At 60.5% G+C, this 25,400-nt stretch carries 21 protein-coding genes, 1 tRNA gene and 1 pseudogene; 8 read left to right on the top strand and 15 right to left on the bottom strand.

Going from position 1 to position 25,400, the window contains the following annotated elements; all coding sequences use genetic code 11:
* Window positions 1-5: 5 nt before the first annotated feature.
* The 3 genes from AC3WTO_RS14585 to AC3WTO_RS14575 form a co-directional block, all read right to left on the bottom strand.
* Entirely contained in the window at window positions 6-3,473 is a 3,468-nt protein-coding gene (locus AC3WTO_RS14585; protein ID WP_492461417.1) for an ATP-binding protein, read from the bottom strand.
* Window positions 3,470-4,729 (bottom strand): metallophosphoesterase family protein, encoded by a 1,260-nt coding sequence (locus AC3WTO_RS14580; protein ID WP_492461416.1) that lies wholly within the window; start codon window positions 4,727-4,729, stop codon window positions 3,470-3,472. The genes AC3WTO_RS14585 and AC3WTO_RS14580 overlap by 4 nt, the downstream gene beginning before the upstream one ends.
* A gap of 358 nt (window positions 4,730-5,087) precedes the next feature.
* The gene (locus AC3WTO_RS14575) at window positions 5,088-5,636 is read right to left on the bottom strand and encodes a hypothetical protein (RefSeq protein WP_492461415.1); all 549 of its coding nucleotides are present in this window, start codon (window positions 5,634-5,636) and stop codon (window positions 5,088-5,090) included.
* 132 nt (window positions 5,637-5,768) lie between these two features.
* Here AC3WTO_RS14575 and AC3WTO_RS14570 point away from each other — a divergent pair.
* The 4 genes and pseudogenes from AC3WTO_RS14570 to AC3WTO_RS14555 all read left to right on the top strand — a co-directional run.
* Window positions 5,769-6,302: pseudogene (locus tag AC3WTO_RS14570) on the top strand (response regulator); the annotation flags it as partial.
* A 126-nt stretch (window positions 6,303-6,428) separates the two neighbouring features.
* The gene (locus AC3WTO_RS14565; protein WP_492461555.1) at window positions 6,429-7,556 is read left to right on the top strand and encodes a sensor histidine kinase; all 1,128 of its coding nucleotides are present in this window, start codon (window positions 6,429-6,431) and stop codon (window positions 7,554-7,556) included.
* Between the two features lie 74 nt (window positions 7,557-7,630).
* Window positions 7,631-7,822, top strand: coding sequence for a CsbD family protein (locus AC3WTO_RS14560; RefSeq protein ID WP_129413064.1), 192 nt, complete (start codon window positions 7,631-7,633; stop codon window positions 7,820-7,822).
* Window positions 7,823-7,884: 62 nt separating this feature from the next.
* Entirely contained in the window at window positions 7,885-8,223 is a 339-nt protein-coding gene (locus AC3WTO_RS14555; protein WP_492461414.1) for a hypothetical protein, read from the top strand.
* Between the two features lie 548 nt (window positions 8,224-8,771).
* Here AC3WTO_RS14555 and AC3WTO_RS14550 read toward each other — a convergent pair.
* The 8 genes from AC3WTO_RS14550 to AC3WTO_RS14515 form a co-directional block, all read right to left on the bottom strand.
* Window positions 8,772-10,001 carry an efflux RND transporter periplasmic adaptor subunit gene (locus AC3WTO_RS14550; protein ID WP_492461413.1) on the bottom strand — a complete coding sequence of 410 codons (1,230 nt, stop codon included), beginning with the start codon at window positions 9,999-10,001 and terminating at the stop codon, window positions 8,772-8,774.
* A gap of 142 nt (window positions 10,002-10,143) precedes the next feature.
* A complete protein-coding gene (locus AC3WTO_RS14545) occupies window positions 10,144-11,625 on the bottom strand; it encodes a TolC family protein (protein WP_492461412.1) in 1,482 nt (493 codons plus the stop codon).
* Between the two features lie 20 nt (window positions 11,626-11,645).
* Entirely contained in the window at window positions 11,646-12,845 is a 1,200-nt protein-coding gene (locus AC3WTO_RS14540; protein WP_492461411.1) for an ABC transporter permease, read from the bottom strand.
* Window positions 12,846-12,849: 4 nt separating this feature from the next.
* Window positions 12,850-13,476, bottom strand: a complete 627-nt coding sequence (locus tag AC3WTO_RS14535) for an ABC transporter ATP-binding protein (protein ID WP_492461410.1) — start codon at window positions 13,474-13,476, stop codon at window positions 12,850-12,852.
* 1,083 nt (window positions 13,477-14,559) lie between these two features.
* A complete protein-coding gene (locus AC3WTO_RS14530; RefSeq protein ID WP_492461409.1) occupies window positions 14,560-15,249 on the bottom strand; it encodes a hypothetical protein in 690 nt (229 codons plus the stop codon).
* A gap of 127 nt (window positions 15,250-15,376) precedes the next feature.
* Window positions 15,377-15,451, bottom strand: a tRNA-Glu gene (locus tag AC3WTO_RS14525).
* Window positions 15,452-15,585: 134 nt separating this feature from the next.
* Window positions 15,586-15,993: a VOC family protein gene (locus AC3WTO_RS14520; protein WP_492461408.1), complete on the bottom strand. Its 408-nt coding sequence runs from the start codon at window positions 15,991-15,993 to the stop codon at window positions 15,586-15,588.
* Between the two features lie 5 nt (window positions 15,994-15,998).
* Entirely contained in the window at window positions 15,999-16,379 is a 381-nt protein-coding gene (locus AC3WTO_RS14515; RefSeq protein ID WP_492461407.1) for a fimbrial protein, read from the bottom strand.
* 26 nt (window positions 16,380-16,405) lie between these two features.
* On the opposite strand from AC3WTO_RS14515, the gene AC3WTO_RS14510 reads away from it, so the two are divergent.
* Together AC3WTO_RS14510 and rpoH are read left to right on the top strand one after the other, a co-directional pair.
* Complete coding sequence (locus tag AC3WTO_RS14510; protein WP_492461406.1) at window positions 16,406-17,449, top strand: RluA family pseudouridine synthase; 1,044 nt, start codon at window positions 16,406-16,408, stop codon at window positions 17,447-17,449.
* Window positions 17,450-17,638: 189 nt separating this feature from the next.
* Window positions 17,639-18,550 carry an RNA polymerase sigma factor RpoH gene (gene rpoH, locus AC3WTO_RS14505; protein WP_129412898.1) on the top strand — a complete coding sequence of 304 codons (912 nt, stop codon included), beginning with the start codon at window positions 17,639-17,641 and terminating at the stop codon, window positions 18,548-18,550.
* A gap of 513 nt (window positions 18,551-19,063) precedes the next feature.
* Here rpoH and AC3WTO_RS14500 read toward each other — a convergent pair.
* From AC3WTO_RS14500 to AC3WTO_RS14485, 4 genes are all read right to left on the bottom strand, one after another.
* Entirely contained in the window at window positions 19,064-19,924 is an 861-nt protein-coding gene (locus tag AC3WTO_RS14500; protein ID WP_492461405.1) for an MBL fold metallo-hydrolase, read from the bottom strand.
* A gap of 160 nt (window positions 19,925-20,084) precedes the next feature.
* The gene (locus AC3WTO_RS14495) at window positions 20,085-20,744 is read right to left on the bottom strand and encodes a peroxiredoxin (protein WP_492461404.1); all 660 of its coding nucleotides are present in this window, start codon (window positions 20,742-20,744) and stop codon (window positions 20,085-20,087) included.
* A 410-nt stretch (window positions 20,745-21,154) separates the two neighbouring features.
* Window positions 21,155-21,535 carry a cell division protein ZapA gene (locus AC3WTO_RS14490; RefSeq protein WP_492461403.1) on the bottom strand — a complete coding sequence of 127 codons (381 nt, stop codon included), beginning with the start codon at window positions 21,533-21,535 and terminating at the stop codon, window positions 21,155-21,157.
* Between the two features lie 15 nt (window positions 21,536-21,550).
* Window positions 21,551-21,823, bottom strand: coding sequence for a DUF4164 domain-containing protein (locus AC3WTO_RS14485; RefSeq protein WP_492461402.1), 273 nt, complete (start codon window positions 21,821-21,823; stop codon window positions 21,551-21,553).
* 257 nt (window positions 21,824-22,080) lie between these two features.
* Between AC3WTO_RS14485 and tkt the strand changes: the two genes are divergently transcribed.
* Together tkt and gap are read left to right on the top strand one after the other, a co-directional pair.
* The gene (tkt, locus tag AC3WTO_RS14480; RefSeq protein WP_492461401.1) at window positions 22,081-24,075 is read left to right on the top strand and encodes a transketolase; all 1,995 of its coding nucleotides are present in this window, start codon (window positions 22,081-22,083) and stop codon (window positions 24,073-24,075) included.
* 154 nt (window positions 24,076-24,229) lie between these two features.
* Window positions 24,230-25,240, top strand: coding sequence for a type I glyceraldehyde-3-phosphate dehydrogenase (gene gap / locus AC3WTO_RS14475; RefSeq protein ID WP_492461400.1), 1,011 nt, complete (start codon window positions 24,230-24,232; stop codon window positions 25,238-25,240).
* The last annotated feature ends 160 nt before the right edge of the window (window positions 25,241-25,400 follow it).

The following is a 25,400-nucleotide window of genomic DNA, read 5'->3' as shown; positions in this document are numbered from 1 at the left end:
AACGACTAGAGTTCATGCACCGTCGCGCCGGGCACCATCTTTTTGGCGATATCGCACAGATGTTGGTGGTGCGTGAGATAGATGACTTGGCCCACCTTCGCCATCTCTCCAAACAGCTTGAACACCTCCTCAGACCTAACATGGTCGAAGGTTTCCATAATGTCGTCGGCAATGAAGGGAACCGACGGGCGGAACTGGGCGAATTCGTAATAGCCGGCGAGCCTCAGGGCCAGATAGAGCTGGAAACGCGCTCCCTTCGACAGGGCGTCGGCGAGCTTGGACTGCCCGTCCCGCTGTATGGCGAGCAGGACCTCGCCGCCACCTTTGGTGGGCTGCGTGGTCAGGCTCGAATACTGGCCGCGCGTCATCAGCGAAAATGCCTCCGAGGCCCTGATCATCATCCCGGAGCGATGGCGTTCACGATAGCTGCGCAAAGCGTGCCCCGCTGCCATGATGCCGAGCTTCAGCTCGACATAGCGCACGGCCCGGTCTTCGATTTCCAACAGCGTTGTGCGCCGTTGCGCATCCAGTCGCGCAACCGCACTGTCGCCACCGATCTCGTTCAGCTTGTCCGTTGCCCGCGTCTGCCGGATCAGTTGCTGCTCAAGGGCTGGCTCAAGCTGGAGACGCCGTTGCTCGCATTCGGCCTTCTCGACCGCAAGGGCATCAAAATCGATGTCATTCAGCAGGGACTGCGCCCGTTCGAACGTCTCTACCGAAAGCTCGGTCATTATCCGCGCCTCGATTTCCGCCACGGCAGTGCGCAAGCCATCGCGCTCGCGCAACTGTTCGTCGCGATCGAGCACCTGAGCCAGAGTGGCAACACCAAACGCCGCCAGCACCTCGTTCTTCAGGCGATCATGCGCAGAGATTTCCAGATCCAGGCTGGCGCGCAGATCCTGAAGTTGTGTCAAATCGGCGACAAGGTCGGCTTTTGTCTCGCGCGCTCGCTCGGCACGGTCAAGGCGATTGGCAAGGTCGAGCGCCAGCTGTTCCGCATCATCCTTTTCCGGCTGCTTCACATCAGATGCGACAGCGGTCGCCTCGGCCAGGAAACGCGCCCTGTCGGCCTCCATCTTGTCTATCCGCAGTTGCAGTGCGTCGCGCTCCTGCAGGCTCTTTGAAAGTTCGGCCAACTGATCGAGCACCGCACCGACCGCGGAAGCGGCAAGCCCGTTGGCGAGCCAGGTCCCCTGGAGCGCTTCGGTGATGTCTGCAAGCCATTCCTCTTCCCGGCGCTCGGCCGAGGCCAGCGCACGCTGCCTGCCGGCGAGCTCCTCTTCCCGGGCCGCAACCGTTTTTTGGGCTTCGGCATGTCCAGCATCGAGGCTGCGTTGCCGATCCAGGAACAGCTCGGCGATGGCCATGATGGTCTCAAGCGTGTCGTGCGCCGACGAAACTATGCCGACGCTGTTCAGCGTAGCGGTCAACTCCCGGCACAATAGCTGGCTCATTTCGGTGGCGCGCGCGGCTTTGCGGGTCGCCAGCCTAATCTGAGCCGAGGCCTCGAGCGCTTCCGTTCGTGCCGAAGTCTGCTGTTCGATCCGTTCGATCAACTGCCGCGACGCCAGATCGATGCTACCGCCAAGCAGGTCGCTGCCGGCTGCCCTGATTGCCGTGAGAAGACCCTCAGCGTCGCTGTCGGCCTGTTCGCGTTGGCGGCGCGTGTTCGACAGTCCCACCTCAGCCTGCGCCAAGGCGCGTATCGTTGCGCGAATATCGGCGAGGTCGGACGCATTCGCCAGCCGGCCTGCACCGGCGCTGTCGTCGCGCGCAAGAGCCTCGGCGAATTCGTCGGCTGTTTCGGCGCTGAGCTTCGCGCGGTGAGTGGCCCAGGCCTCGTCGCGAGCACGCCGGATCGCATTTGCCTGGGCGTCGTCGGCAATGTCGATCGAGGTACGAAGGCTATCCAGCCGAGCTGCCAGCGAGGCGTGATTTTCCTCATGCTCGGCAAGGCGCTCGGTTATGACGGCACGGGTGTTGCTCAGGTCGGTCGCCTGCTTCTTCCAGTCGGCAATCTGCTCGGAGCCGGGCACCGCGACAGCGGCGAGTGACATGGCATCCCCAGACCATGGAGCCAGCTGCGCGGACGCGGTCTGCCATCGGATCGTTTCGGCGTCTTCCACTTCGCCGGCGATGCGGATATCGGCCCAATGCGTGCTCTCCCGAGCCTTCGACAAGGCCGTCGCCACCCGCGCCTGGGCGGATTGCGGTACGGCTCTTTCTTCGCTGACGCGTTGTCTCGCACTCTCGAGCGCTTCGAGCGCACCGGCGACCTCATCACGGGCTGAGCGAACGGCTGTAGCGATGCCCGAGCGCTGCTCGACCATGCCGCGCACCACCCCAACCGTGGCGGCTGGCAAGATCAGCGCGCTCGGATCCGGGTCTGATGTTCGACCCAGCGCAGCGAGGCGGCTCGCCACCGCGTTGTCGACAATCTGCAGATCCGTCCTGCGGCTTGGCAGGTCCAGGCCGGCCGAAGCAAAGCGCACCTTGCTCTCGGCCAGTGCGCGGATGCGCTCGGAAATGTTCAAGACGACATCGTCGACATTGATCGCATCAATTCTTGCGGTCAGCCGCTCCTGTTCCTCGACCTGTGCTGCAAGCTTTGTCCTCAGGCTGGCATCGTCATTGATCAGCGCGGTTATGCTGGCAGTCCAGGTGCGGACCGGGGAAGCGATGTCTGGCAGTTCATCAAGGCGTGCGACCTTGCGTTGTCTGTCTGCCAGCATCGGATGCGCGCGATTGTACCGGTCGATGACGTCGAGCCGGGCTGTGATCACTGCCCGATCGTGGACGATGCGGTCATATTGCTGCGTGGCGTCGACACGTTCCGTCTCCAGGCCCTCATAGGTCGACGCCAGGGTGTCGATGGCATCCTTGCTGGACTTGAGATCGGCGAGCCGCTTCTTCAGCAACGCCAGCTCGGTGACTTGCGCATGCTTGCGATAGAGACCATCGGCCTCGGTTTCGAGCTTGTTGAGAACGTCGCTTGCATGGCCAAGGCCAGCACTGGCCGTGAACAGCAGTTTGCCGAGATCTCCGCGCGATTCCAGGATGGACTTGCCGCCAAGTTCCAATGTCTCGTCATCGAGCGAGAACATCGTCGTGTAAGCCTCGCGCGACAGGCCAGCCAGATGCGCCGAGATCGCCACTTCGCTCACCGGCTGATGGCTGGCATCGAGCAGCGAGTTGTTGCGCTGCTTTGTGCGTGTGAAGCCGTGTTCGGTGCCAGCGAATTCCAGCACCGCGCCGACACGCATGGCGCTGTATTCGTGCAGGAAGTTGTAGCGGCTGCGCTCCTCGATGCCGAACAGCAGGTCGAGATAGGCCGAAAGCGCGGTTGATTTGCCGGCCTCGTTGAGGCCGAACACGATGTGAAGATCAGCCTCCGAACCGGGCTTGGGGCCGAAGTCGATCGTCTTGTCCGTGAATTTGCCGTAACGGATCAGATCAAGGCGCCGAAGCCTCATGACAGGCTACCACCCTTGAGGCGCGCTGTTACCAGCCCACTTCCGCTTGCCAGCGCCCGATCCAGAAACCGTTCCAGCCCGGCTTCGTCGCTGCCGGCAAAATCGCGGCTTTCGGCCGGGAGGTCGGCGATCAATTTCTGAACCAGAGATCTTGCCTCCGCGCGAAAGGTCTCTGAGCCAGCTTCAGCTCGCATCGAAACGGCCAGTTCGAGGATCGGGTCGGCGGAGGTTTCCTGGGTCTCGGGGACGGGGAGCGCGACATCGAACTGCAGCTTTTCCACCCAGGTGTCGCCGATCTGTTCCGCAGCCTGTTCGGCTTCGGCCAGCAACAGGTCCTTGTCCCTGATCAGCGACCAGGACAAGGGCGTTGCCCCGGTCAGCTCGAGACGGATCACGGCATGGTGCGAACGTACCGCTACGCGCTTCTGTTGAAGCTCGGCGCGGATCAGTGCGACGGCTTCCGCCCATTCCACGACGCCCGACAAATCCACGCTCAACCGCTCGAATTGAGCGACACTGGTCAGCCTCTCCTCGATTTCGATCGAGCGGTCGTCGCGGATCGTCACCAGCGTGGCGGACTTTTCGCCTGCTTCGTTGATGTCCCTGCCTTGCGGAATGCCCGGCATCACGATTGTGCTCGCTCCGCGATGAATGGAGCGTGCGTGGATGTGGCCAAGCGCCCAATAGTCGAAACCATGGCCGTGCAGGTCAGCCACGCTGCAAGGCGCGTAGACGTCGTGGCCGAGCGCGCCGGCCAGGCTGGTGTGCATGATGCCGACATTGATCGCGCCCTCGCGTGGGGCTAGATACTTGGGCAGCAGACTTTCAGGTGCCTTGGCGCTGGCGAAACTCAGGCCGTGAAAGACGACATCGAGGCCACCGGCGGTCTGCAGTACCGATTGCGCGCGTCCGCCGAAAATGGTGACCAGATCAGAGAACACCAGTTGTTTCGAGATGCGCGACAAGGCGTCATGATTGCCGCGGATCTTGTACACCCTGATGCCCGCCTCGTGCAGGCGCGCCATTTGAGTGGCCAGGAAGCGCGCGGTTTTCATCGACGTCTGATCGCCATCGTAGAGATCGCCGGCGATCACCAGCGCATCCACCTGCTCGGCAAGGCAGAGGTCGATTGTGCTGACGAAAGCCTGGCGGCTGGCATCGCCGACAAGCTCGGCCAGATCGGCGTTGCGCAAAGCGAGAGAGCGCAGCGGCGAGTCGAGATGGATGTCAGCGGTGTGAACGAAGCGAAATGCCATTGTATCTCCCGCTACGCTTATAAGCGATGCAGCTTCCGGGGAAATAGTGCTTCGATTGCGGGTTTCACATGCCAGTTCCATTGGAAACCGAGCAGCGTCGATATCCTGGCTTTCCCCGATGCTGTTCGGTCAGTCGGACGGTTAGCCCGGTCATTTGAACGCAAGCGTAGCAAGAATCCGAACGAATTCGATCTGACTGCAATCTTTACGCTCCTCACGGCAGCGTTGCGCGTCCAAAAAACTGGACGTTGAAGCAGTTCTCATGCCTGTCCGATCGCTGACGGGCATTCGAACGGGCTTCAACATGGCAAACCCGGTCCCCGACTTGCTCGAAGACCGGGTTCGCGCTTGTTTCAGGTCATTCTTTTGGCAAGGGCGGTTTGCCGTCATCGGGCCGCTCCGGACCGCCTCTATCCGGTCCAAAATCCTTCCAGCCGTGGCGGGGTCCATGCGGATGCGGCGCGCGCAGTTCGTCGACGCGGCCATCCTTGTGGATCACCATGCCGGCATGGACAAAGCCGTCGTCGAAACGACCCTGGACGGTAACCTCTTCATTCTGGGCGACGAGCGGCGAGTTGGCACCGTCTGGGCCGACATCGACGAGCGCGCGGCCGGAGCTGTCAGCGATGATGAACTTGTTGCCGAAGATTTCCGCCACGTTACCCTTGACCGCGACCAGCGTATCATCGGCCATCGCGCTTACTGCAACAGGGGGCAGGAGGGCCTGGCGCTCATCTCGGTGCGAGAGTTTCATGGCAACGGCGCCGGCAACGGCTCCGACCAGAAGCATGCCCACCAAAGCCGACCCGCCAAGCACCTTACTGCGCAATCGGCGCCTGGAAGGCTGCTTCGAAGAGGTGTTAGCGTCAGCATTGCCGGCCGGGTCGATATTGTCTTGGTTCGACATTTGCGGTTCCTTTCTTGGGTTGTCGATGGCGCTTTCTAGCAAGCCGTGTCGAACCGAAACTGAACCGCGCCGTTCAGGTTGAGTTAAGTTGCGGGGCCTATCCCCGAACGTGCTGCAAGTTGAAAGTGACCCATGCGTGTTCTCCTCGTCGAAGATGACATTGTGCTGGCTGAAGGCATCTCGAAGGCGCTGCGTTCGGAAAATTTTGCCGTCGACGTCGCGCGCAATGGCGAGGACGGCGTGCATCTCGGCGACACCGAGACTTACGATGTCGCGGTGCTGGACCTGGGCCTGCCCAAGGTCGACGGGATCGGAGTGCTGACCTCCTGGCGCAAGGCAGGGCGCGTGATGCCGGTGCTGATCCTGACCGCCCGGGACGGCTGGTCGCAGAAGGTAGAAGGGTTCAAGGCCGGCGCCGACGATTACATGACCAAACCATTCCGCATCGAGGAGTTGGTCATCAGGCTTCGTGCGCTGGTCCGGCGTGCTGCCGGCTATGCCGCGCCGTTGATAACCAGCGGGCCGTTGAGCTTCGACGCCCAGCTCGGCACCTTCGAAAAGAATGGATTGCCGCTCAAGCTGACCGCCCTCGAATGGCGTGTCCTGCAGTGCCTGATGCTGCGCAAGGATATGACCGTCGACCGCTCCAGCCTTGTCGAACGCGTCGACCAGCGGCTCGACACGCAGATCGGCGCGGTTGCAGCGGCCTTGTCAGCGCAAAGCACATTGCCTCAGGGATTGTCGCTCGGCGATGCGCCGCCATTCGACCGGCCAAACGACGGCTGGTACTGGATGGCGACTGCGGACGGGCATCGCTATCGCTCCAAATCACTGGAGGGCGGGGATATCGTCAATCAGGGTTCAGAGCGCTGGTGGGATGCTTGGCATCGAGGCCCATCTGACGACGACGCGCGACCGCGGCCTTTCAAAGGCGCCGGACCGCGCGGTGAGCCCTTGTACCTGCGAACACAAATCGTGCCGATGGATGGGGTCTGGGTGACGATCACGGCTTCAGCGCCGGCGCACGCTCTGGTCAAGCCATTGCGGGATGCAATGGTTCCGATCGTGTTGTCCATGCTGGCGCTCGGGCTGCTGCTCGGGGGCGCGACCGTCCTACAGTTGCGCGTTGGACTTCGCCCGCTGGCGCGTATGACCAAAGATCTCGAAAATGTTCGCGCCGGCCGAGCCGAGTCCATTGGTGGATATCAGCCGCGCGAATTGCGCGGGCTGGTCGGTGAGCTGAATTCATTGATCGCCCAGAATGCGGAGGGCATCAAACGGGCGCGTGGTCATGTGTCAAACCTCGGTCACGCGCTCAATACGCCTCTGGCGGCGCTGGCGCTGTCCTTCAGCAATAGCGACAAGTCTGGGGATCGGGATCGTTTCGCGCTGGTGAGCGAGATGCAGGAACGCATCCGTCATCATCTGGGAAGAGCGCGGGCGGCGGCCTTGCATGGCGCATCTCATGTCAGCACCAGCGTCGGTCCGCATGTTCAGGACATCAAGGACGTCCTTTTGAAAGTCCATGCGGATCGGCGGCTGGTGGTCACCACCGACATACCGGAGACGCTCGCTGTGGCCTGTGAACTGCAGGATCTGGACGAGATGCTGGGCAATATCCTCGACAACGCCTTCAAATGGGCACGCAGTGCTATCGCGGTGACAGGTCGCTTCCAAGACCAGCACGTTGTGCTCGAGATCGAGGACGATGGCCCCGGGATCGCTTCTGAGAAGCTCGATGAGGTGATGAAGGCCGGACGCAGGCTCGATGAGACCATACCGGGCAATGGATTTGGCCTTTCCATCACGCGCGAACTCGCTGAGCTCTATGGTGGCTACCTGATTTTGGGTCGGTCGAGATCGGGCGGCCTGAAGGCAACGGTTGGTTTGCCTGCCTCCGTGGCAGGTGTCGGCCTTTGAAAAAAGTGGAACCAATTGTTGGTGAGCAGATTTTCTTGCTGAGCGAGTGCCTGAATTCAACAAGGAGCCCGGCTATGGGAAGCACATCGGACAAGGTCAAAGGCAAAGCCAACGAGGTTGCCGGGAAGGCACGCCAGGCCATCGGCAAGGCCGTGGGCAACCACGAAGAACAGGCCAAGGGCAAAATCCAGGAAACCAAGGGTAAGGCGCAAGTTGCCAAGGGCCAGGTAAAAGACGCTGTGAAGAACCTCGTCGACAAGGCCTGATCGTAAAATACGCCCCCATCAACGAGCCCGCGGCGACGCGGGCTTTTCCTTTGGAGAACGAAATGCGGATCAAGATATTGGCTGCAGTACCGGTTGTCTTCGCGCTGCTGGCGGGAAGCGTCCAGGCTCAAACTCCCGACGGGCCTGCCGTAACCGCCTGCAAATCGACCGGCTTGTTGGCGTTGCAAGAGAAGTCCAAGGACATCACCGATCTCGTGATCGATATGGAGAGCGTCGCGGTCAGCAAGGCTGACACCAAAGTTGAAGATGTGCCGGTCAAAACCGTCATCCTCGGCGAAGCCTATATTGCTCGTAGTGGCAAAACCGGAGCACCTGATCGCTTCGTCTGCCTTCTAGGCGAAAAGGGCAAGGTGCTGTTGACCTTCTTCACCGCACAGTGAGCAAATTCCCGCACAGCGAGTTTCGAGAATTGCGACGGATGAGCGTTACGAAGTCACCGATTTTTGTGGCGGCTTCAAGGGCGCTCGCTCCCGTGAGGCCGAAGCATTTCTAGTCCCGGTAGTCGACTACGGATTTGCCGCCTGTCGGAAGCCAATAGCCGCTCAGCCTCGCCAGCGGCATTTCGATCGAACTGTCAACGACGTTACCAACGGCATCTGTTTCAATTGAAGCCGGATTTGCCACCCAAGAACTTTCGACTTCGCTGCAACCAGATCAGATGTGAAATGCTTCAGGCATGTATAGTTGAAGGCCCGTCGTGACTGTTGCTTGTCGTCGAGGCCCCACTCACCAGCTGTCAATCCAGAATACTCAAAAACCTGGTGCAGCGCGAAGAGTGATCGGCCATCTGTCCTGCCACGCCGGTTTCTGACAGGCTGGAGATGTCCGCCCTCGCGCCATCGCAGTTCCAGCGAAGCGATGGACAGCGATCCGAGCATCTTCCAGCAGCCGGCTGCCCGTACGGCGACCTTGAAATGGATGGACAACACTATCCGCCTAAGTCCGCATCCAGGATCAAATCTCCAACCTGTAGTCCCGATTTGATCTCAATACCTTGCGGGAAGGTCGCGCCGACCGACACTGGAACCAAGGCGGTTTCTTTTCCTTTGAGTATTCGGATCTGTGAACCTGTTTCCGTGTTGAGGATCGCGGACGGCGGCACGACCAATGCAAGTGGATTGGAATAGAGCTGGACCGTCATGCGAGCCGACATTCCAATGCGAATAGCCTGCTTCAGAGAGGGATCATCTACTGAGAAGGTGGCACGGACATCAAACGTCGGAGCACTTCGGCCCGCGTCCAAGCCGCCGGCCTCGGCGCTGACTCCAACAATCCGGCCATCAATCATTTTCGAAGGAAACGCATCACTGGCAATCGACACAGCCTGACCAATCTTCACGCTATTGACATCGACCTCATCGACGGCGCCCGTGAACACAAATCTATCGGTATCGGCGATCGCAAACATCGCGGTTCCACGTGTGATGCTTGCGCCAGGCTCCACTGCTGTTTGAGATTGCCCCGCCCTGTTCAGGGGCAACCGCGTCACGATGCCAGCAACTGCCGTCGCTATCTTTGCTCCGGCCATTTGCTGTTTGAGATCGTTGAGCCTGCTTTCCGCATTCTCCAACTCAAGCATCACAAGCTGTCGATTTGCATTGTCGCCCCGCGCTTCCGTTGCCGCGAGTTCATCTCTGGCGCTCGCCACCGCACTGACTTGGGTATCCCGCTGCTGCGCCAATCCGTCATATTCGTTGCGAGATACGATCCCCTGATCCAACAGCGCCTTCGATTTTGCGACTTCTCGCTCGGCCAAATTGAGCGAAGACTGCGCCGTTTCAAGCGAACGTCGCGCGCGTTGCATGTCGGCGCTACCTTGCCATTTTTCCAGCGCCTCGACCGCCATTGCAGCCTTCAGATAGGCAGATTGGGCATCACGATAGCGGCTTGCTATGTCACTTGTGTCCATCACTGCCAGCACGTCGCCCGCAGTGACGTGATCGCCCAATTGGACTCGTTTTTCCCGTATGACGCCATCGAACGGCGCAACGATAGCAAACGATTTACCAGCTACGATCGTCCCGGTGACGTGCAACTGCTGCGAGACCGATTGCGGCCGGACCACGAAAGTTTTTTCCCTTGAAATTGTATCGGCGATCGCTGGAGCGTCCCAGGACGACCAAGTCCAAATGCCAATGCACAAGGCGATAATCACCATTCCAGCCGCCAGAGACGCCCAAATCCGCGGCCATCGCAAATAGCCTCCCGAGGCTGGCGACAACATCGCCTCCGCTGCCTTATCCGATGAGAATCGACTCACCCCTTTTCTGCTCTCCCAGTCATCTAGGTTTGTCATGACATCAGTCTTTGAGGGCGATCTTCCAAGTATCCAATGTTGTACCCAATTGCAGGTCAAGTCGGGTCAAGGCATTCAGATATCCCATCCGGGCAGCGAGGAGCCCGTTTTCCGCGGAGCGCAAACTGTCCTCCAGCAGCCTTATCTGAAACGTGGTTGACCGGCCGGCGTTCAGCTTCAGCTTTTCAATTTCGACGGCGCGGGCAGCCAGATCATGGGAACGCTCAGCGACAGCGATCTGTTGCCAGAGCAGATTGACCTCGGTCGTGCTGGATCGAATTTGCATTTCGATGCCTGCGCGAATATCCGCGAGTTGCAACTCGGCCTGGCGGTAACCCGTGTCAGCCTGCACGAGTTGTTGCTGCCTGGCTAAATCGTTGATCGGAAAGCTGAAGCGCAGGCCTCCCTTAACGTCAGCTATGTTCTTTTGTCGCTCATCTCCAGCAAACTCTCCTCCTAAACGCCCCCTGGCAAAGAGTGCGATATCCCAGAGCTGCTCGTTCTGCGCGATGGTGATGCCAAGTCGTTTCTGCTGGATGACATAAAGCTGACCTTGGTAATCTTGGCGTTCGGAGATCGCCAAGCCAATTAGCCGGCTGATGTTCGTGTCAATTTTGCGCGGCGTAAGCGATTCGATCGCGATGACTTTCGAGCCAAGGTCCAGATCAAGGACGTTGAGCAATGCAAGCTGTGCGGTTTCGAGCCGCCGCCTTACCTGAAGGATACGCAATTTCTGATTTTCGAGATCGGCTTCCGTTTGCACGGCATCGACGACCGCTAAACGGCCTGCCGCAATCAACGCCTGATTTATGGCAAGGAGTTCTTCGCCCCGTTCGACGGCATCCTCGGCCAATTGCAGCTCCTCTTGCGACAGGAGAAGATCCCTGTGGGCGAAGATGATGTTGCCGATCACTTCCGATATGGTTGCCCGCAGGCGAAGTCTGTTTACCCGTTCACCGAGTCGAGCCTGCTCTACCGGAGCAGTGTTGACCTCGGCGCCAGCCCCCCGCAGCAGGGGTTGTTCGAAAGCCACCTGCGCCGTCGATGTGAACGTCCGGTTGCCGTCACCGAGAAACGCTGAATTGTTCCACGCGAAATCGAATATTGCGCCTGTCCTTGTGCGCACCGTCACGCCTGGAGATGCGTCGATCGTCGTGCTGGTTACGTTACCAATTCTCTGACGAGCAATCTCGCCCTCTATTGAGAATTGGGGAACGAAGCGGTCTTCCGCGACACGCAGATCGAATTTCTGGGCAACCCGATCAATGTAAGCACTTTTGATCGCACGATTTCCGCGCAGTCCGATAAAAACGGCGTCCGCGAGAGTCAGCTTCGTGCCAACCAATTCTGTACGGCGCAACGTGGGCTGTTTCTCAACAGTCCGTGCAATATCCGGATCAGGGCGCGGTGTCGGAATCGGAATTTTCGAACTGGCGAATGCCACCGGAACGAGCGCCAGAAGGACGGCGCAGAGCGCCAAACTCAAGGCGCCGCATTGCCTCCCCATCATTGGCCCCTCAGGGCAGCGACCGGATCGAGGCGCGCCGCTCGGTTTGCCGGATAAAGGCCGAAGAATAGCCCAACCACCAACCCCATTCCGGCGCCCAATGGGATGGCAGGAGGCGCTGCTTCAAATACCCAGCCGGCACCGCCTGCAAAGATGCGACCGGCAAGATAGCCAAACGCCGTGCCAATCGCGCTACCGATAACGGAGAGGATCAATGCTTCCGAAAGAAACATCAGCATGATGTCCCTCCGCCGCGCACCCACAGCCAGGCGCAACCCGATTTCCTGCCTCCGCTCCATGACGCTCATCAGCATCACATTCATGATACCGATCCCACCAACGACCAGAGATACTGCACCGATGCCGAGGATCAGAACGCCATAAATCCGCATTTGAGCCTCGAGGCTGGCGATCATTTCGCGCGCAGTCGTCACTTGGACGGAACTGCCAACCAATCTGCTGTCAAAATAGTCTTTAACCGCAACCGCCGTGTGGACGTCGCTCGCGCCCGGGGACAGGCGCCCAACAATGCTGGTGACAGTCGGGTTTCCGATAAGTCGCCGTGCAGCAGCGATGGGTACGATTATCGATCGGTCGAACTCAATGCCCAGCATAATGTTGGTGGGCATTTCTCTAAGGATTCCAATGACAATTAAAGGTCGGCCGTTGAAATTGATGGGGTCTCCTACAGATATTGCCTTTCCGCTATTGACCTCGATGTCTGTAGCGAGACGTGCTCCCAGCACGGCAAAAGGCGCAAATCCATCCAGATCGGAGGTCTTGCGCCCGAGGACAAGACCAGCTTTGCTTAAGGCATAAATATCATCGGTTGCCGCAACTACCATCGCTTGCACTTCCGTACGGCCGACGCGTATGGTGCCTGCCGTCTGGATCGTTGCCGCAGCATTCGATATCCCCAAATCATGCTTTGGCAGATCAAGAACATCTGAAACGGCAATTTCGGGCCGGGAAAACACCCTTGAGGCCAATGGCTGGACCGTAACAAGATCTGTGCCCAGTGTCTCGAACTGGCTCAAGGCAGCCTTGCGGGCACTGTGGCTAATGTGCAGCATGGCAATTACTGCTGCAGTGCCGATCACAATGCCAATCAGCGCCAAAAGACCGCGCCCCTTCCCCATCCGGAAGTCGCAAATCGTCTCCTGAACGATTTCAATTGCCGGGGTGCTCGCGCGCGGCATAGGCCTACCCAATGCTCTTCAAGCTGATCGAATTGTCATTGAGCACTGTTCCGTCGCGCATAACGATCCGGCGCGGACAACGTGCTGCAACAGTCGGATCATGAGTTACGATGATGATCGTCAGACCAAGTTTTACGTTCAATTCCAGAAACAGGGAGACGATTGCATCGGCTGAACTGGAATCGAGACTTCCCGTAGGTTCATCAGCCAACAACAGCGAAGGATTGCTGACAAGCGCGCGCGCGATCGCCACCCGCTGGCGCTGTCCTCCTGACAGCTCGTCAGGTCGGTGCATCATTCTGTCGCTCAAGCCGACCTTCTGAAGAGCCGCTGAAGCCAAGTCTTTGCGGCAGCGCTTCGTCAGGCCACGATAAATGAGTGGAAGCGCGACATTGTCGAGTGCGGAATAGTGCGGCAGCAGATGAAAGGACTGGAACACATACCCGATCGTGCGATTCCGGAATATTGCAGCCTGATCGACTGAGAGGCTTGATGTCTCTTTGCCATTGATCCTGACGTACCCAGACGTCGGACGGTCGAGAAGTCCAGCAAGATTGAGAAGTGTTGTTTTCCCCGAACCCGAGGGGCCTGTGAGAGCACAACAATCGCCGCGATCGATGGAAAGCGTCACATTCCTCAGTGCGACACTCTTGCTTCGCCCTCCGTACGTTTTGCTGACGCTGTCAATTAGGAGCACGGAGAATTCCGGGCGCCGAAAGCAAGGTTGTTATAGACGGGGACGGTTCGACAGATTTGGGCACGGCAAGGTCCCGCGATGGTCGGAGTGGTGAGAGGCCGAGATTCCCCAACCCCTCACGTTCCGAAGCGGATCAGTTGTACATATTAACGTTGTAAACGAATGTGCACGTCTTGTAGTCCTCGGTTACGCTGCCGGAGCTACAAGTGGGGCTTGAACCTGTTCCGTCTCCTTTGATGAAGTAGTGACTGAAGGAGTTAGCTTCGCAGCCGGGACCAGGGTTTGAGCTAGAAGGGCCATAGGCACTCACTTGCACTTGGCACGATTTCCAAATGCCAGAACCGCCAGGACCGCCGCTAGCGTCCCAATAGCGGTAACGAGCGATCATGCTGCGAACGAACTCAGTTGGAGATGTCGTGATCTTCAACTGGCCGGTCGACCCGTTATAGAGAGTTGGAAAGCTACAAGCGCCGGTAGGCTGGCACGAAAACGACGTAAGATTGATGGTCTTGCCAGTCCCATTATACCAATTCACAGTAATCGTGTCATTCGCGAACGACGGCGCACAAAGCATAGGCGAAAGAAGCGCAGCCATAGCGGCCGCAGCAAAGCGACGAAACATGCCATCTCCTTTTAGTTTATGCTAATATAATGAACTTCTAAAGTTTGCGATGGATTTTGTCCGACGGCAAGTAAAAAAGCGCACGCATCCTGCATTTCTGCGAAGAAATATAAAAGTCTAAGCTTTCAACAATCCCGGCAATAAATCAAATTCCGGTTGCATCAGCAGCATCACAAAACTAAAGGTTGAATATATCCTATCCGCTCCGCCAATCATGCGCTCGCTCTGGTATAGATTGTACTGCACCGACTCGACACCGAGGCGTCATTGGCGGGGTTGAATTTTGAGCACGCCATCACAATGGCTTTGAGATACGGACGACGACAGCCTGACATCGGATTTGAGGTCCGGCCGAGGAATCCCGCCGAATCGCTTCCTGTCGAACTCTTTCTTGGTCAGGTCGGGCGATGAGGATCGTCGGGGTCGAGTGAACTGCCCCCCATACCCATTCCGCCGCCCATACCGCCCGCGCCCATTCCACCGCCACCACTACGGCCCGCTCCGCCCTCCCGATCACCCTTGCCTCGGCTGGCGCCTGATGAAGGCCGGGTCGGCCCCTGCATCGGAATCTGGACATCGGCCGGAATAGGGTCGAGGCTCAGCGCCTCGCGAATGAAGTCACGCAGCGAGACAACGAGATCGTGGGTGTTTACCGGACGCCCGGCAATGAGCTCTCGTATGGCGCGCTCGGCCAGTCGAACCTGAGTTTCGGTTCCAAGCAGCAAGATGTCCGACAGGGCCGCCTCGACAGCATCGCGGATGCGTCTCGTCCGCTCGGACCCTGTGCCACGGCCCGTCAGCTCCAGCCCGCCTCCAGCGTCTTCAGCGGATTGGGAACGTCGTTTCAGATCACGCAGGTGCGTCGGGTCGACGGAGAGATCGCCGGTAAAGGATCCGCCCAGCGTCTTGTAAGCCGCGATAAGGACGCGCAGGCGCTCGTTGATCTGCCGGTTCATGCGTTCGCGGCGCTGCTGGATCGTCATCATCATCACAAGGCGGATGCCCATGCTGATGAGCGTGAACAGCGCCAGGCCAATGAATGTCACCAGGACGCTGTGCCACGAACTGAAATCCAGATTGTGCAAACACGCCTCCGAGATCAGGCAGATCCGATCAGCGATCTAAATTGGTTTCTTCAGCTGCCGCAACATCAATGGAAAATGTGCATCCGTTCTTGCAACGGATACTGGATAGCCAACCCTTTGAAGAGGTTGGTACGCCCAAGGGGAATCGAACCCCTGTTTGCGCCGTGAGAGGGCGCCGTCCTGACCGCTAGACGATGGGCGCAGCCGAGAACCGGCGATATAGGCTGGCCTGTCTGAAAAAGCAACAGGCTGAAACGGCAAGTTTTGACGCCCTTCCCGGTCTGGCCGGCATCGTTTCGGAGCAGTGGAGCTCCGGATAGCTGCTTCGGCAGCAGCCTACCGCTTTGGCTGGAGCAGATCCCAGAGATTGCCATAGAGATCGGCAAACACGGCAACCGTGCCATAGGGCTCATGGCGCGGTGCTTCGCGGAATTCGACGCCGCGCGCCAGCATCGCGGCATGGTCACGTGCGAAGTCGTCGGTCTCCAGGAAAAAAGCGACACGACCGCCGGTCTGGTTGCCGATGCTGGCCGCCTGCCCTGCCCCATCGGCCTTGGCGAGCAACAGCCGCGCCCCGCCGCCATCGGCCGGTTCGACCGTCACCCAGCGCTTGCCGCCACCGAGGTCGACATCGGATGTCAGCGTGAACCCGGCGCGGTCGACATACCAGCGGATCGCCTCGTCATAGTCGGCGACGACCAGCGTGACCGTGGCGACCCGGCGCTCCGTGGCGAAGCCGCTCATGATGCTTACTGCAGCCGCAAGGTGTAGCGGCCGACCATGCGCCGTTCGGCGATGTCGTAGACGAAGATCGCGCGGCTGCCGTCAGCCAGTTCCGCCTCGAGCGACAGGCGGTCGCCCGAGAGCGACTGCGACAGCACCCTGGCGCCAACAGGCAGGACAATATCCCCGCTCTGCGGCTCGCCAGCGGGCGTCTGGATATCGCCGGCAATCGGCGCCGTCGGCTTGGCGGTGTAGGATTTGTAGACAAGCGCCGCCACCACGACCATAAGGGCGAAGAACAACAGGCCAAGATTGACGACCATGAAGCGGATCAGCTTCCTGCGCAGCTTGTCCACATTCGGATCGAGCGGCTTGTCTTCCTCGTCATCGGCAAGGGGCCGGGCCATGGGCGATCTATTCCGGAACTGTTTCGATGGCCGCACCTGATAACGAAGACACCGAAGAAATGATAGGGGCGGCGCCGATCGCGCTGGAAGCCGGCGAAGATGCCGCCGGCCACCGCCTCGACCAATGGCTCGCCGCACAACTGGCGCCGGAGCTTTCGCGCAGCCGCATCCAGGCGCTGATCAAGCAGGGGGCCGTCCGCATCGCCGGCCAGCAGATCGACGAGGTCAAGCGCAAGCTGGCCGCAGGCGACATCATCTCCGTGGAGATGCCGGAACCCGAGCCGGCGGAACCGCTGGGCGAGAACATTCCGCTCGACGTTCTCTATGAAGACAACGCGCTCATCGTCATCAACAAGCCGGCGGGCCTGGTCGTCCACCCCGGCGCCGGCAACTGGACCGGCACGCTGGTCAACGCGCTGATCCATCATTGCGGCGCAAGCCTGTCCGGCATCGGCGGCGTCCGGCGGCCAGGCATCGTGCACCGCCTCGACAAGGACACCAGCGGCGTCATGGTGGTGGCCAAGACCGACCATGCCCATCGCGCCCTGTCGGAAGCCTTCGCCGACCACGGCCGCACCGGCGACCTGCAACGCGCCTATGTCGCGCTGGTGTGGGGGATCCCGCCACGCCCGGCCGGCACGATCGACGCCGCGCTCGGCCGCGCCGCCGACCGCATCCGGCGCGCCGTGGTGCCAGACCATCGCGAGGATGCGCGCCATGCCGTCACCCACTACACGGTGGAGGAACGCTTCGGCGAGGGGCAGGACAAGTTCGCGACCGCCAGCCTTGTCGAATGCCGCCTTGAAACCGGCCGCACGCACCAGATCCGTGTGCACATGGCGCATATCGGCCACCCGCTGGTCGGCGACCCCGACTACGGCCAGGCCTTTCGCACCAAGGCCAACCGGCTGCCGGAACCGCTGAAGGGCAAGGTGACCGCCTTCCCCCGGCAGGCATTGCATGCCCGCCTCCTTGAATTCAGCCATCCCGATACCCATCTGACGATGAGGTTCGAGGCGCCGATGCCAGGGGACATGGAGGATCTGATCGGCGGCTTTCGAATTCTCTGAACCTGCCACCAAAAAACCTGACTCGTATTGTTCACTTAGCGGTGACACACTGTTCCACCTTGAACAAATACGTGGATTTTCCGGGTTTGTTCCGGTATAAATCGTCTAACGCGATCGTGCCGTCAGGCAGGCGCGTCACATGTCCGCCGCGTTTCGGGGACATTCGTAAAAGAGAGGAGGGCGCTATTCATGGCCCAGTCACTACCCAGTATCGTTTCCGGTGAAGGCGGCCTCAGCCGCTACCTGGAAGAAATCCGTCGCTTTCCGATGCTTCAGCCGCAGGAAGAGTACATGCTCGCCAAGCGGTACCAGGAGCATGAAGACACCGGCGCTGCCCACAAGCTCGTCACCAGCCATCTCAGGCTCGTGGCCAAGATCGCCATGGGCTATCGTGGCTATGGCCTGCCGATCGGCGAAGTCATCTCGGAAGGCAATGTCGGCCTGATGCAGGCCGTCAAGAAGTTCGAGCCGGAACGTGGTTTCCGGCTGGCCACCTATGCCATGTGGTGGATCAAGGCTTCGATCCAGGAGTACATCCTGCGCTCGTGGAGCCTGGTCAAGATGGGCACGACCGCCAACCAGAAGCGCCTGTTCTTCAACCTGCGCAAGGTGAAGGGCAAGATCCAGGCGCTGGATGACGGCGACCTGAAGCCAGACCAGATCACCGAGATCGCCACCCGCCTCAATGTTTCCGAGGAAGAAGTGGTTTCGATGAACCGTCGCCTGTCGGGCGATGCCTCGCTCAACGCGCCGATCCGCGCGACCGAGGGCGAGAGCGGCGAATGGCAGGACTGGCTGGTCGACGACCATGACAGCCAGGAAGACATGCTGATCGAGCAGGACGAACTGGACAATCGCCGCCAGATGCTGGCCGGCGCCATGTCGGTCCTCAACGATCGCGAACGCCGCATCTTCGAGGCCCGCCGCCTCGCCGAGGAGCCGTTGACGCTGGAAGAACTGTCGGCCGAGTTCGACATCTCCCGCGAGCGCGTGCGCCAGATCGAAGTGCGCGCTTTCGAAAAGGTGCAGGATGCGGTCAAGGCCGCCGCCAAGCGCCAGGCCCAGGCGCTGCGCACCATCGACGCGCAGCCGGCTGCCTGACGGTTTGGACAGTTGGATGAAAAACGGCGCCGGGAAACCGGCGCCGTTTTTGTTTGTCCAGTGTGCGCCGGGCGGCTGGGGCGATTGGTGCGCAGCGGTTTTCCGTCCGGAATCGTGCAAGAACAAAGAGTTGAGCCGCTTCCGGGTTGCCGTGCATAGTACACGACACGAGCCTGCGTCCCTGGGTGCGGCTGGCGCGGGTCTCCACCAGCGTTCTGGAATGGATCCCCGACACTCGCTGCTCCCTTACGGTCGCTGGCGAGGTCGAGGATGACGGGAGGTGGGGAGCGCCCGGCCAATCTCCAGCGTCGATGGTGACAAAGATGTTGTTGGCGACATTCATGGTGACGCCAGCGATGACAATGAGCGCCGGCGGTTCATGAAGGTCGTCATCCTCAACCTCGGAGGGAGCGAAGCGAACGGAGAGTGTCGGGATCCATTCCCGAACGCTGATCCAGAGCAATTTCGGGCGGAAAACCGCTGCGCACGTTCCCGGAATTGCCCGAAGGCTCCCTACAGCCCATCCAGCGGGAATTTCAGGTATCTCTTGCCGTTTGCTTCCGGCTCGGGCAGCCGGCCGCCGTTGATGTTGACCTGCAGCGCATGCAGGATCAGCCGTGGCATCGGCAAGGTCTTGTCGCGCGCCTCGCGCAAGGCCACGAACTCGGCCTCTGTCGTCGGGACACGGACATGGGCGTTGCCGCGTTTCTGCTCGGCGACCGTCGTTTCCCAGGCCGCGTCGCGCCCACCCGGCTGATAGTCATGACCGACGAACAGCCGTGTTGCGTCAGGCAGCGCCAGGATGCGCTGGATCGAACCCCACAACCGCACGGCGCTGCCGCCGGGAAAATCGGCGCGGGCGGTGCCGCTGTCCGGCATGAACATGGTGTCGTGGATGAAAGCGGCATCCCCGGCGACATAGGTGATCGATGCCAGCGTATGGCCAGGTGAAAACAACACCCGCACCGGCAGCGAGCCGATGTGGAAGATTTCACCGTCGGCGAACAGTCTGTCCCACTGCGAGCCGTCGGCGCGAAACTCCGGCCAGTTGTAGATCGCCTTCCACAGGGCCTGGACGTCGACGATCCTTTCGCCGATCGCGGTCGGCGCCCCGGTCTTTTCTTTCAGATAATGAGCGGCAGAAAAATGATCGGCATGCGGATGGGTATCGAGGATCCATTCCAGCTCGAGCCCGCTTTCGCCGATGAAGGCGAGCAGCCTGTCCGCATTGCCGGTGGAGGTCGCTCCCGACTTCTCGTCGAAGTCGAGGACGGGGTCGATGATGGCGCAGCGCCGTGTCGCACTGTCCGCCACCACATACTGGATGGACCCGGTCGGCTTGTCATAGAAGCCAGTCACCTGCGGCCTGGCCAAGGATGCATCCAAATCGCACTTCCCGCATCACTTGCCCGGAATGGTTTTCCAACCCGGGACCGATGAGGAGTATGGTCATCTGCGAAACTAGAACCGTCAAGCACAGACGTCTCGCAAAATGCCCGATCGCGAAAATGCGTGCGGTCGGCTCAGGACCGTTTCAAGCGCCTGGCTGCTTGGTCTTCCTGAGGTAAGGCAGAATGGTGTCGAAGGCGCCGAAACGCTTGATCGCATCTTCGTTGGAGACGGCAGCAGTGATGATGACGTCGTCGCCCTGCTTCCAGTTGGCCGGCGTCGCCACCTGGTGCTTGGCGGTGAGCTGGATGGAATCGATGACGCGCAGGATCTCGTCGAAATTGCGCCCGGTGGTCATCGGGTAAGTCAGGATCAGCTTGACCTTCTTGTCCGGCCCGATCACGTAAACGGAGCGCACCGTGGCGTTGTCGGCAGGCGTGCGGCCATCGGAGCTGTCGCCCGCTTCTTCGGGCAGCATCTCATAGAGCTTGGCCACCTTGAGATCCTTGTCACCGATCAGCGGATAAGCGACGACGTGGCCGGTGGCGGTCTTGATGTCGTCCTGCCATTTGCCATGGCTTTCGACAGGATCGACGGAGATGCCGATGATCTTGACGTTGCGTTTCCTGAACTCGCCTTCGAGGCCGGCCATGGTGCCGAGTTCGGTCGTGCAGACCGGCGTGAAGTTCTTCGGATGGCTGAAAAGCACGGCCCAGCCGTCGCCGATCCAGTCATGGAAATGGATCGAACCCTGCGTGGTTTCGGCTTCGAAATCCGGCGCGGTGCTGTTGATACGAAGGCTCATGGCGTACCTACCCCTTGAAACGCGTTGAATGACGGCTGCCGGCGACGAACCGGCAATCGCTGCATCTTCCTCCAAAAAGATGACGTTAGGGAGGTGATTTTTGCCGCACCCCGCCGGATAAGTTGGAAAAAAGTTTCCCCGGCGAGGCCCCAGAGCCGTTTCGGCAACAGCGTGCGGCGGTTTTCTGCGTCTGGAATTGCGCTGGATAGAGAGTTGGAGAATTCCGCGTTTCGGTTTTTTGACGGAAGCCTCTTGCCCCCATTCCGGAACGCTGGAAGAGAATACGCCGGCCGCTTGGAATGTGCTGAAGCTGGAGCTGTGTCCGCGTCACCGAAAGCGGAAACGCTCTCCCCCATTGTTTCAAGGCAATCGCGGACGCAAAACCGCTACGCCCTTTTCCCAAGATTGCTCTAGGAAGGGGTTTCCGTCGCCTTGCGCGGTGCAAGCGATGCCGCGAGGTCTTCCATGCGCTGCGCCAGCGAGCCAAGGGCACCGGTCAGCGCCTGGTCGTTCTTGTCCGCCTTGGTCAGCGCATCGTCGCGGGTCTTGCGCAAGGTCAGGACCTCGCTCTCCATGCCCTTGATGCGCTTCTGTATCTCGGACAGTTCATCCATGACCATGATGCCGGCCATGACGGTGAGCCGCTGGTCGCCGATCTCGCCGAAGGAATCCTTCAGATGCGCGACGTAGCGATCGAAACGTTCCGCCAGATCGATCAGGTGTTCTTCCTGGCCCTCGTCGCAGGCCATGCGGTATTGCTTGTTGTCGATGGTGACAGTGACCTGCGCCATGCCGGACCTCCTGCGCTATCTATCAAGCACTGCGCGGATGGTTTCCATCGCGGTCACCAGCCGGCGCGACACTTCCTTGTTGGCGTCCTCGAGCCGTTCGGCCCGCGCTTCGGAATTGTCGAGTTCCTGTGCCAGACGTGAACGGTCGGCGTTCATGCGCTGGACCTCAGCCTCGGCTTCGGAATAGTCGCGCTCGCTTTCAAGCTTCGCGGCGACTGCATCCTCCAGCCCTTCCATGGCCTTGCCCAGCCTCGCTATCACTTCTCTAAGGGTCGTTTCCCCGGTCATGGCCTTCGTCCTCAGCCCGTGCCCATCACCGAATCGCTCGCGTTCAGAACGCGTTATTCGTGAAACATTAGGCGGCGGGTGAAGGCCGCGTCAATAAAGCCGGCTCTCCTGTCCCCCGCTAACGCCGAATTGATGAGGCCACAGCGACATTTTCCTTGACGAGAAGCCTATTAAATCGATTTAGGTTTTATTGACTCAATCGGCTGGCCTGCTATGTGTCCCGGCATCTTTTCCGAACCTGAACGGCTGGAGGAACCATGGTTTCGCGCGAACAACATGACCGGATGGCCAATGCGATCCGCTTTCTGTCCATGGATGCCGTCGAGAAGGCCAATTCCGGCCATCCCGGCCTGCCGATGGGCGCTGCAGACATTGCAACCGTGCTGTTCACACGCTTCCTGAAGTTCGACGCCAAGAACCCGCACTGGCCCGACCGCGACCGTTTCATCCTGTCGGCCGGCCACGGCTCGATGCTGCTCTACTCGCTGCTCTATCTGACGGGCTACGAGGACATGACCATCGAAGAGATCAAGAATTTCCGCCAGCTCGGCGCCCGCACCGCCGGCCACCCGGAATACGGCCATGCCACCGGCATCGAGACCACCACCGGCCCGCTCGGCCAGGGTATCTCCAATTCGGTCGGCTTCGCGCTCGGCGAACGCATCCTGAATGCCGCCTTCGGCAACGACCTCGTCGACCACTACACCTATGTGCTGGCCGGCGACGGCTGCCTCATGGAAGGCATTTCCCAGGAAGCGATCTCGCTCGCCGGCCACCTGAAGCTGAACAAGCTCATCGTGTTCTGGGACAACAACAACATCTCCATCGACGGCCCGGTCACGCTGGCCGACTCGACCGACCAGGTCGCGCGGTTCCAGGCCTCTGGCTGGAACGCCGTGCATGTCGACGGCCATGATCCGGAAGCGATCGCCTACGCCGTCGAAGCCGCCCGCCATTCCGACAAGCCGACGCTGATCGCCGCCAAGACCACCATCGGCTTCGGCGCACCGACCAAGGCAGGCACCAACAAGGTGCACGGCTCGCCGCTCGGCGCTGAAGAGATCGCCGGCGCACGCAAGTTCTTCAATTGGGAATCGCCGGCCTTCGAAATTCCGGCTGACATCCTGAGCGCCTGGCGCGCCGCCGGCGAAGCCGGAGCCAAGAAGCGGGAAGATTGGGAAGGCCGCCTGGCCAAGGCCGACGCCAAGCAGCGTGCCGAATTCGAGCGCCGCAACGCCGGCAAGCTGCCGCAGGATTTCGACGCCGTCATCGCCGACTACAAGAAGAAGCTGGCCGTCGACAAGCCGAAGGTCGCGACCCGCAAGTCGTCGGAAATGGCGCTGGAAGTCATCAATGGCGCGGTGCCGGAGACCATCGGCGGCTCGGCCGACCTGACCGGTTCCAACAACACCAAGACCAGCCAGACCAAGGCGATCACCGCCACGGACTACGGCCAGCGCTATGTGCACTACGGTGTCCGCGAACACGGCATGGCCGCTGCCATGAACGGCATGACGCTGCATGGCGGCATCATTCCCTACGGCGGCACCTTCATGTGCTTCACCGACTACGCCCGCCCGGCCATGCGCCTTGCCTCGCTGATGGGCATCCGCTCGATCTTCGTTATGACGCATGACTCGATCGGCCTCGGCGAAGACGGCCCGACCCATCAGCCGGTCGAGCATCTGGCGGCCCTGCGCGCCATTCCGAACCACCTCGTCTTCCGCCCGGCCGACGCCACCGAAGCCGCCGAATGCTGGCAGCTGGCGCTGGAATCGGAGAAGACGCCGTCGACCCTGGCGCTGACCCGCCAGAACCTGCCGGCGGTGCGCACGGACTATGTCGCGGAGAACCTGTGCGGCAAGGGCGCCTATGAGCTGGCCGCAGCAGAAGGCGGCGAAGCCGCCGTCACCATCTTCGCCACCGGTTCCGAAATCGAGATCGCGCTCGGCGCCCGTGCCCTGCTGCAGGGTCACGGTCATCCGACCCGCGTCGTCTCGGTGCCTTGCTTCGAACTGTTCTTCCAGCAGGACGAAGCCTATCGCGCAAAGATCATCGGCAAGGCCAAGGTGAAGGTCGCCATCGAGGCCGGCATCCGCCAGGGCTGGGATCCGATCATCGGCACCGACGGCATCTTCGTCGGCATGACCGGCTTCGGCGCTTCGGGCACGATCGAACAGCTCTACAAGCATTTCGGCATCACCGCCGAGGACGCGGCCAAGGCAGCGGAAGCCCGCCTGCACGCCAAATAATGCCTTCCCCGGCGGCCATCCGCCGGGCCGTTTCGTCGCACCAGATGACTGAAACGATTAGCCTACAGGCCGGGCGGCTGGATATTTTGGCTGCCCGCCTTTATTGAGGCGGCGGACCTTTCATCCGCCTTTTCACGCTCCCCGGGAGAAACACATGACCGTCAGAGTTGCCATCAATGGGTTTGGCCGTATCGGCCGCAACATTTTGCGCGCCATCTACGAGTCCGGCCGCAAGGACATCGTCGTCGTTGCCGTCAACGACCTCGGCCCGGTCGAGACCAACGCCCACCTGCTGCGCTACGACAGCGTGCATGGCCGTTTCCCGCATGAGGTGAAAGTCGACGGCGACCAGATCATCATCGGCAACGACAAGATCAAGGTCACCGCGGTCAAGGATCCTGCCCAGCTGCCCTGGAAGGAACTCAATGTCGACATCGCGCTCGAATGCACCGGCATCTTCACGTCGAAGGACAAGGCCTCGGCGCATCTGACCGCCGGCGCCAAGCGCGTGATCGTCTCGGCTCCGGCCGACGGCGCCGACCTCACCGTTGTCTACGGCGTCAACCACGACAAGATCACCAAGGATCACATCGTCATCTCCAACGCCTCCTGCACCACCAACTGCCTGGCGCCGGTGGCCAAGGTGCTCAACGACGCCTTCGGCATCGAAAAGGGCTTCATGACGACGATCCACGCCTATACCGGCGACCAGCCGACGCTGGACACCATGCACAAGGATCTCTATCGCGCCCGCGCCGCGGCGATGTCGATGATCCCGACCTCGACGGGTGCGGCCAAGGCCGTCGGCCTGGTGCTGCCGGAGCTCAAGGGCAAGCTCGACGGCGTCTCGATCCGCGTGCCGACCCCGAACGTCTCGGTCATCGACTTCAAGTTCGTGGCCAAGAAGCCGGTCACCGTCGAAGAGGTCAATGCCGCCCTGGTTGCAGCCGCCGACGGTTCGCTCAAAGGCATCCTCGCCTACACCAAGGATCCGCTCGTCTCGGTCGACCTCAACCACGACCCGCACTCCTCGACCTTCGCGCTCGACCAGACCAAGGTCATCGAAGGCAACCTGGTGCGTGTCATGTCCTGGTACGACAACGAATGGGGCTTCTCCAACCGCATGGCCGACACCGCTGTCGCCATGGCCAAGACGATCGCCTGATCGGAGCTTCGTTTCCTTTTCCAAAACGCCCGGCTCTGCCGGGCGTTTTTCGTTGGAGCGCCGCAAGCTCATCAGGCGCCAGAGAGCGCACCGGCACTTTGAACTTGCGTATCAATCCAGCGATCGACCGCGATTTCCAGGCCGATGCGCGCTCGGAGAA

Source organism: Mesorhizobium sp. EU05-FHT14A09 (assembly GCF_058790995.1).
The sequence above is the reverse complement of the archived record's forward strand: the minus strand, read 5'-3'. Positions and strand labels throughout refer to the sequence as shown.

What these genes read in the sequence shown, in the direction of transcription:
- AC3WTO_RS14585 (WP_492461417.1), bottom strand. Translation starts at nt 3,473, where the DNA reads ATGAGGCTTCGGCGCCTTGATCTGATCCGTTACGGCAAATTCACGGAC.
- AC3WTO_RS14580 (WP_492461416.1), bottom strand. Translation starts at nt 4,729, where the DNA reads ATGGCATTTCGCTTCGTTCACACCGCTGACATCCATCTCGACTCGCCG.
- AC3WTO_RS14575 (WP_492461415.1), bottom strand. Translation starts at nt 5,636, where the DNA reads ATGTCGAACCAAGACAATATCGACCCGGCCGGCAATGCTGACGCTAAC.
- AC3WTO_RS14565 (WP_492461555.1), top strand. Translation starts at nt 6,429, where the DNA reads ATGGCGACTGCGGACGGGCATCGCTATCGCTCCAAATCACTGGAGGGC.
- AC3WTO_RS14560 (WP_129413064.1), top strand. Translation starts at nt 7,631, where the DNA reads ATGGGAAGCACATCGGACAAGGTCAAAGGCAAAGCCAACGAGGTTGCC.
- AC3WTO_RS14555 (WP_492461414.1), top strand. Translation starts at nt 7,885, where the DNA reads ATGCGGATCAAGATATTGGCTGCAGTACCGGTTGTCTTCGCGCTGCTG.
- AC3WTO_RS14550 (WP_492461413.1), bottom strand. Translation starts at nt 10,001, where the DNA reads ATGGTGATTATCGCCTTGTGCATTGGCATTTGGACTTGGTCGTCCTGG.
- AC3WTO_RS14540 (WP_492461411.1), bottom strand. Translation starts at nt 12,845, where the DNA reads ATGCCGCGCGCGAGCACCCCGGCAATTGAAATCGTTCAGGAGACGATT.
- AC3WTO_RS14520 (WP_492461408.1), bottom strand. Translation starts at nt 15,993, where the DNA reads ATGAGCGGCTTCGCCACGGAGCGCCGGGTCGCCACGGTCACGCTGGTC.
- AC3WTO_RS14515 (WP_492461407.1), bottom strand. Translation starts at nt 16,379, where the DNA reads ATGGCCCGGCCCCTTGCCGATGACGAGGAAGACAAGCCGCTCGATCCG.
- AC3WTO_RS14510 (WP_492461406.1), top strand. Translation starts at nt 16,406, where the DNA reads ATGGCCGCACCTGATAACGAAGACACCGAAGAAATGATAGGGGCGGCG.
- rpoH (WP_129412898.1), top strand. Translation starts at nt 17,639, where the DNA reads ATGGCCCAGTCACTACCCAGTATCGTTTCCGGTGAAGGCGGCCTCAGC.
- AC3WTO_RS14495 (WP_492461404.1), bottom strand. Translation starts at nt 20,744, where the DNA reads ATGAGCCTTCGTATCAACAGCACCGCGCCGGATTTCGAAGCCGAAACC.
- AC3WTO_RS14490 (WP_492461403.1), bottom strand. Translation starts at nt 21,535, where the DNA reads ATGGCGCAGGTCACTGTCACCATCGACAACAAGCAATACCGCATGGCC.
- AC3WTO_RS14485 (WP_492461402.1), bottom strand. Translation starts at nt 21,823, where the DNA reads ATGACCGGGGAAACGACCCTTAGAGAAGTGATAGCGAGGCTGGGCAAG.
- tkt (WP_492461401.1), top strand. Translation starts at nt 22,081, where the DNA reads ATGGTTTCGCGCGAACAACATGACCGGATGGCCAATGCGATCCGCTTT.
- gap (WP_492461400.1), top strand. Translation starts at nt 24,230, where the DNA reads ATGACCGTCAGAGTTGCCATCAATGGGTTTGGCCGTATCGGCCGCAAC.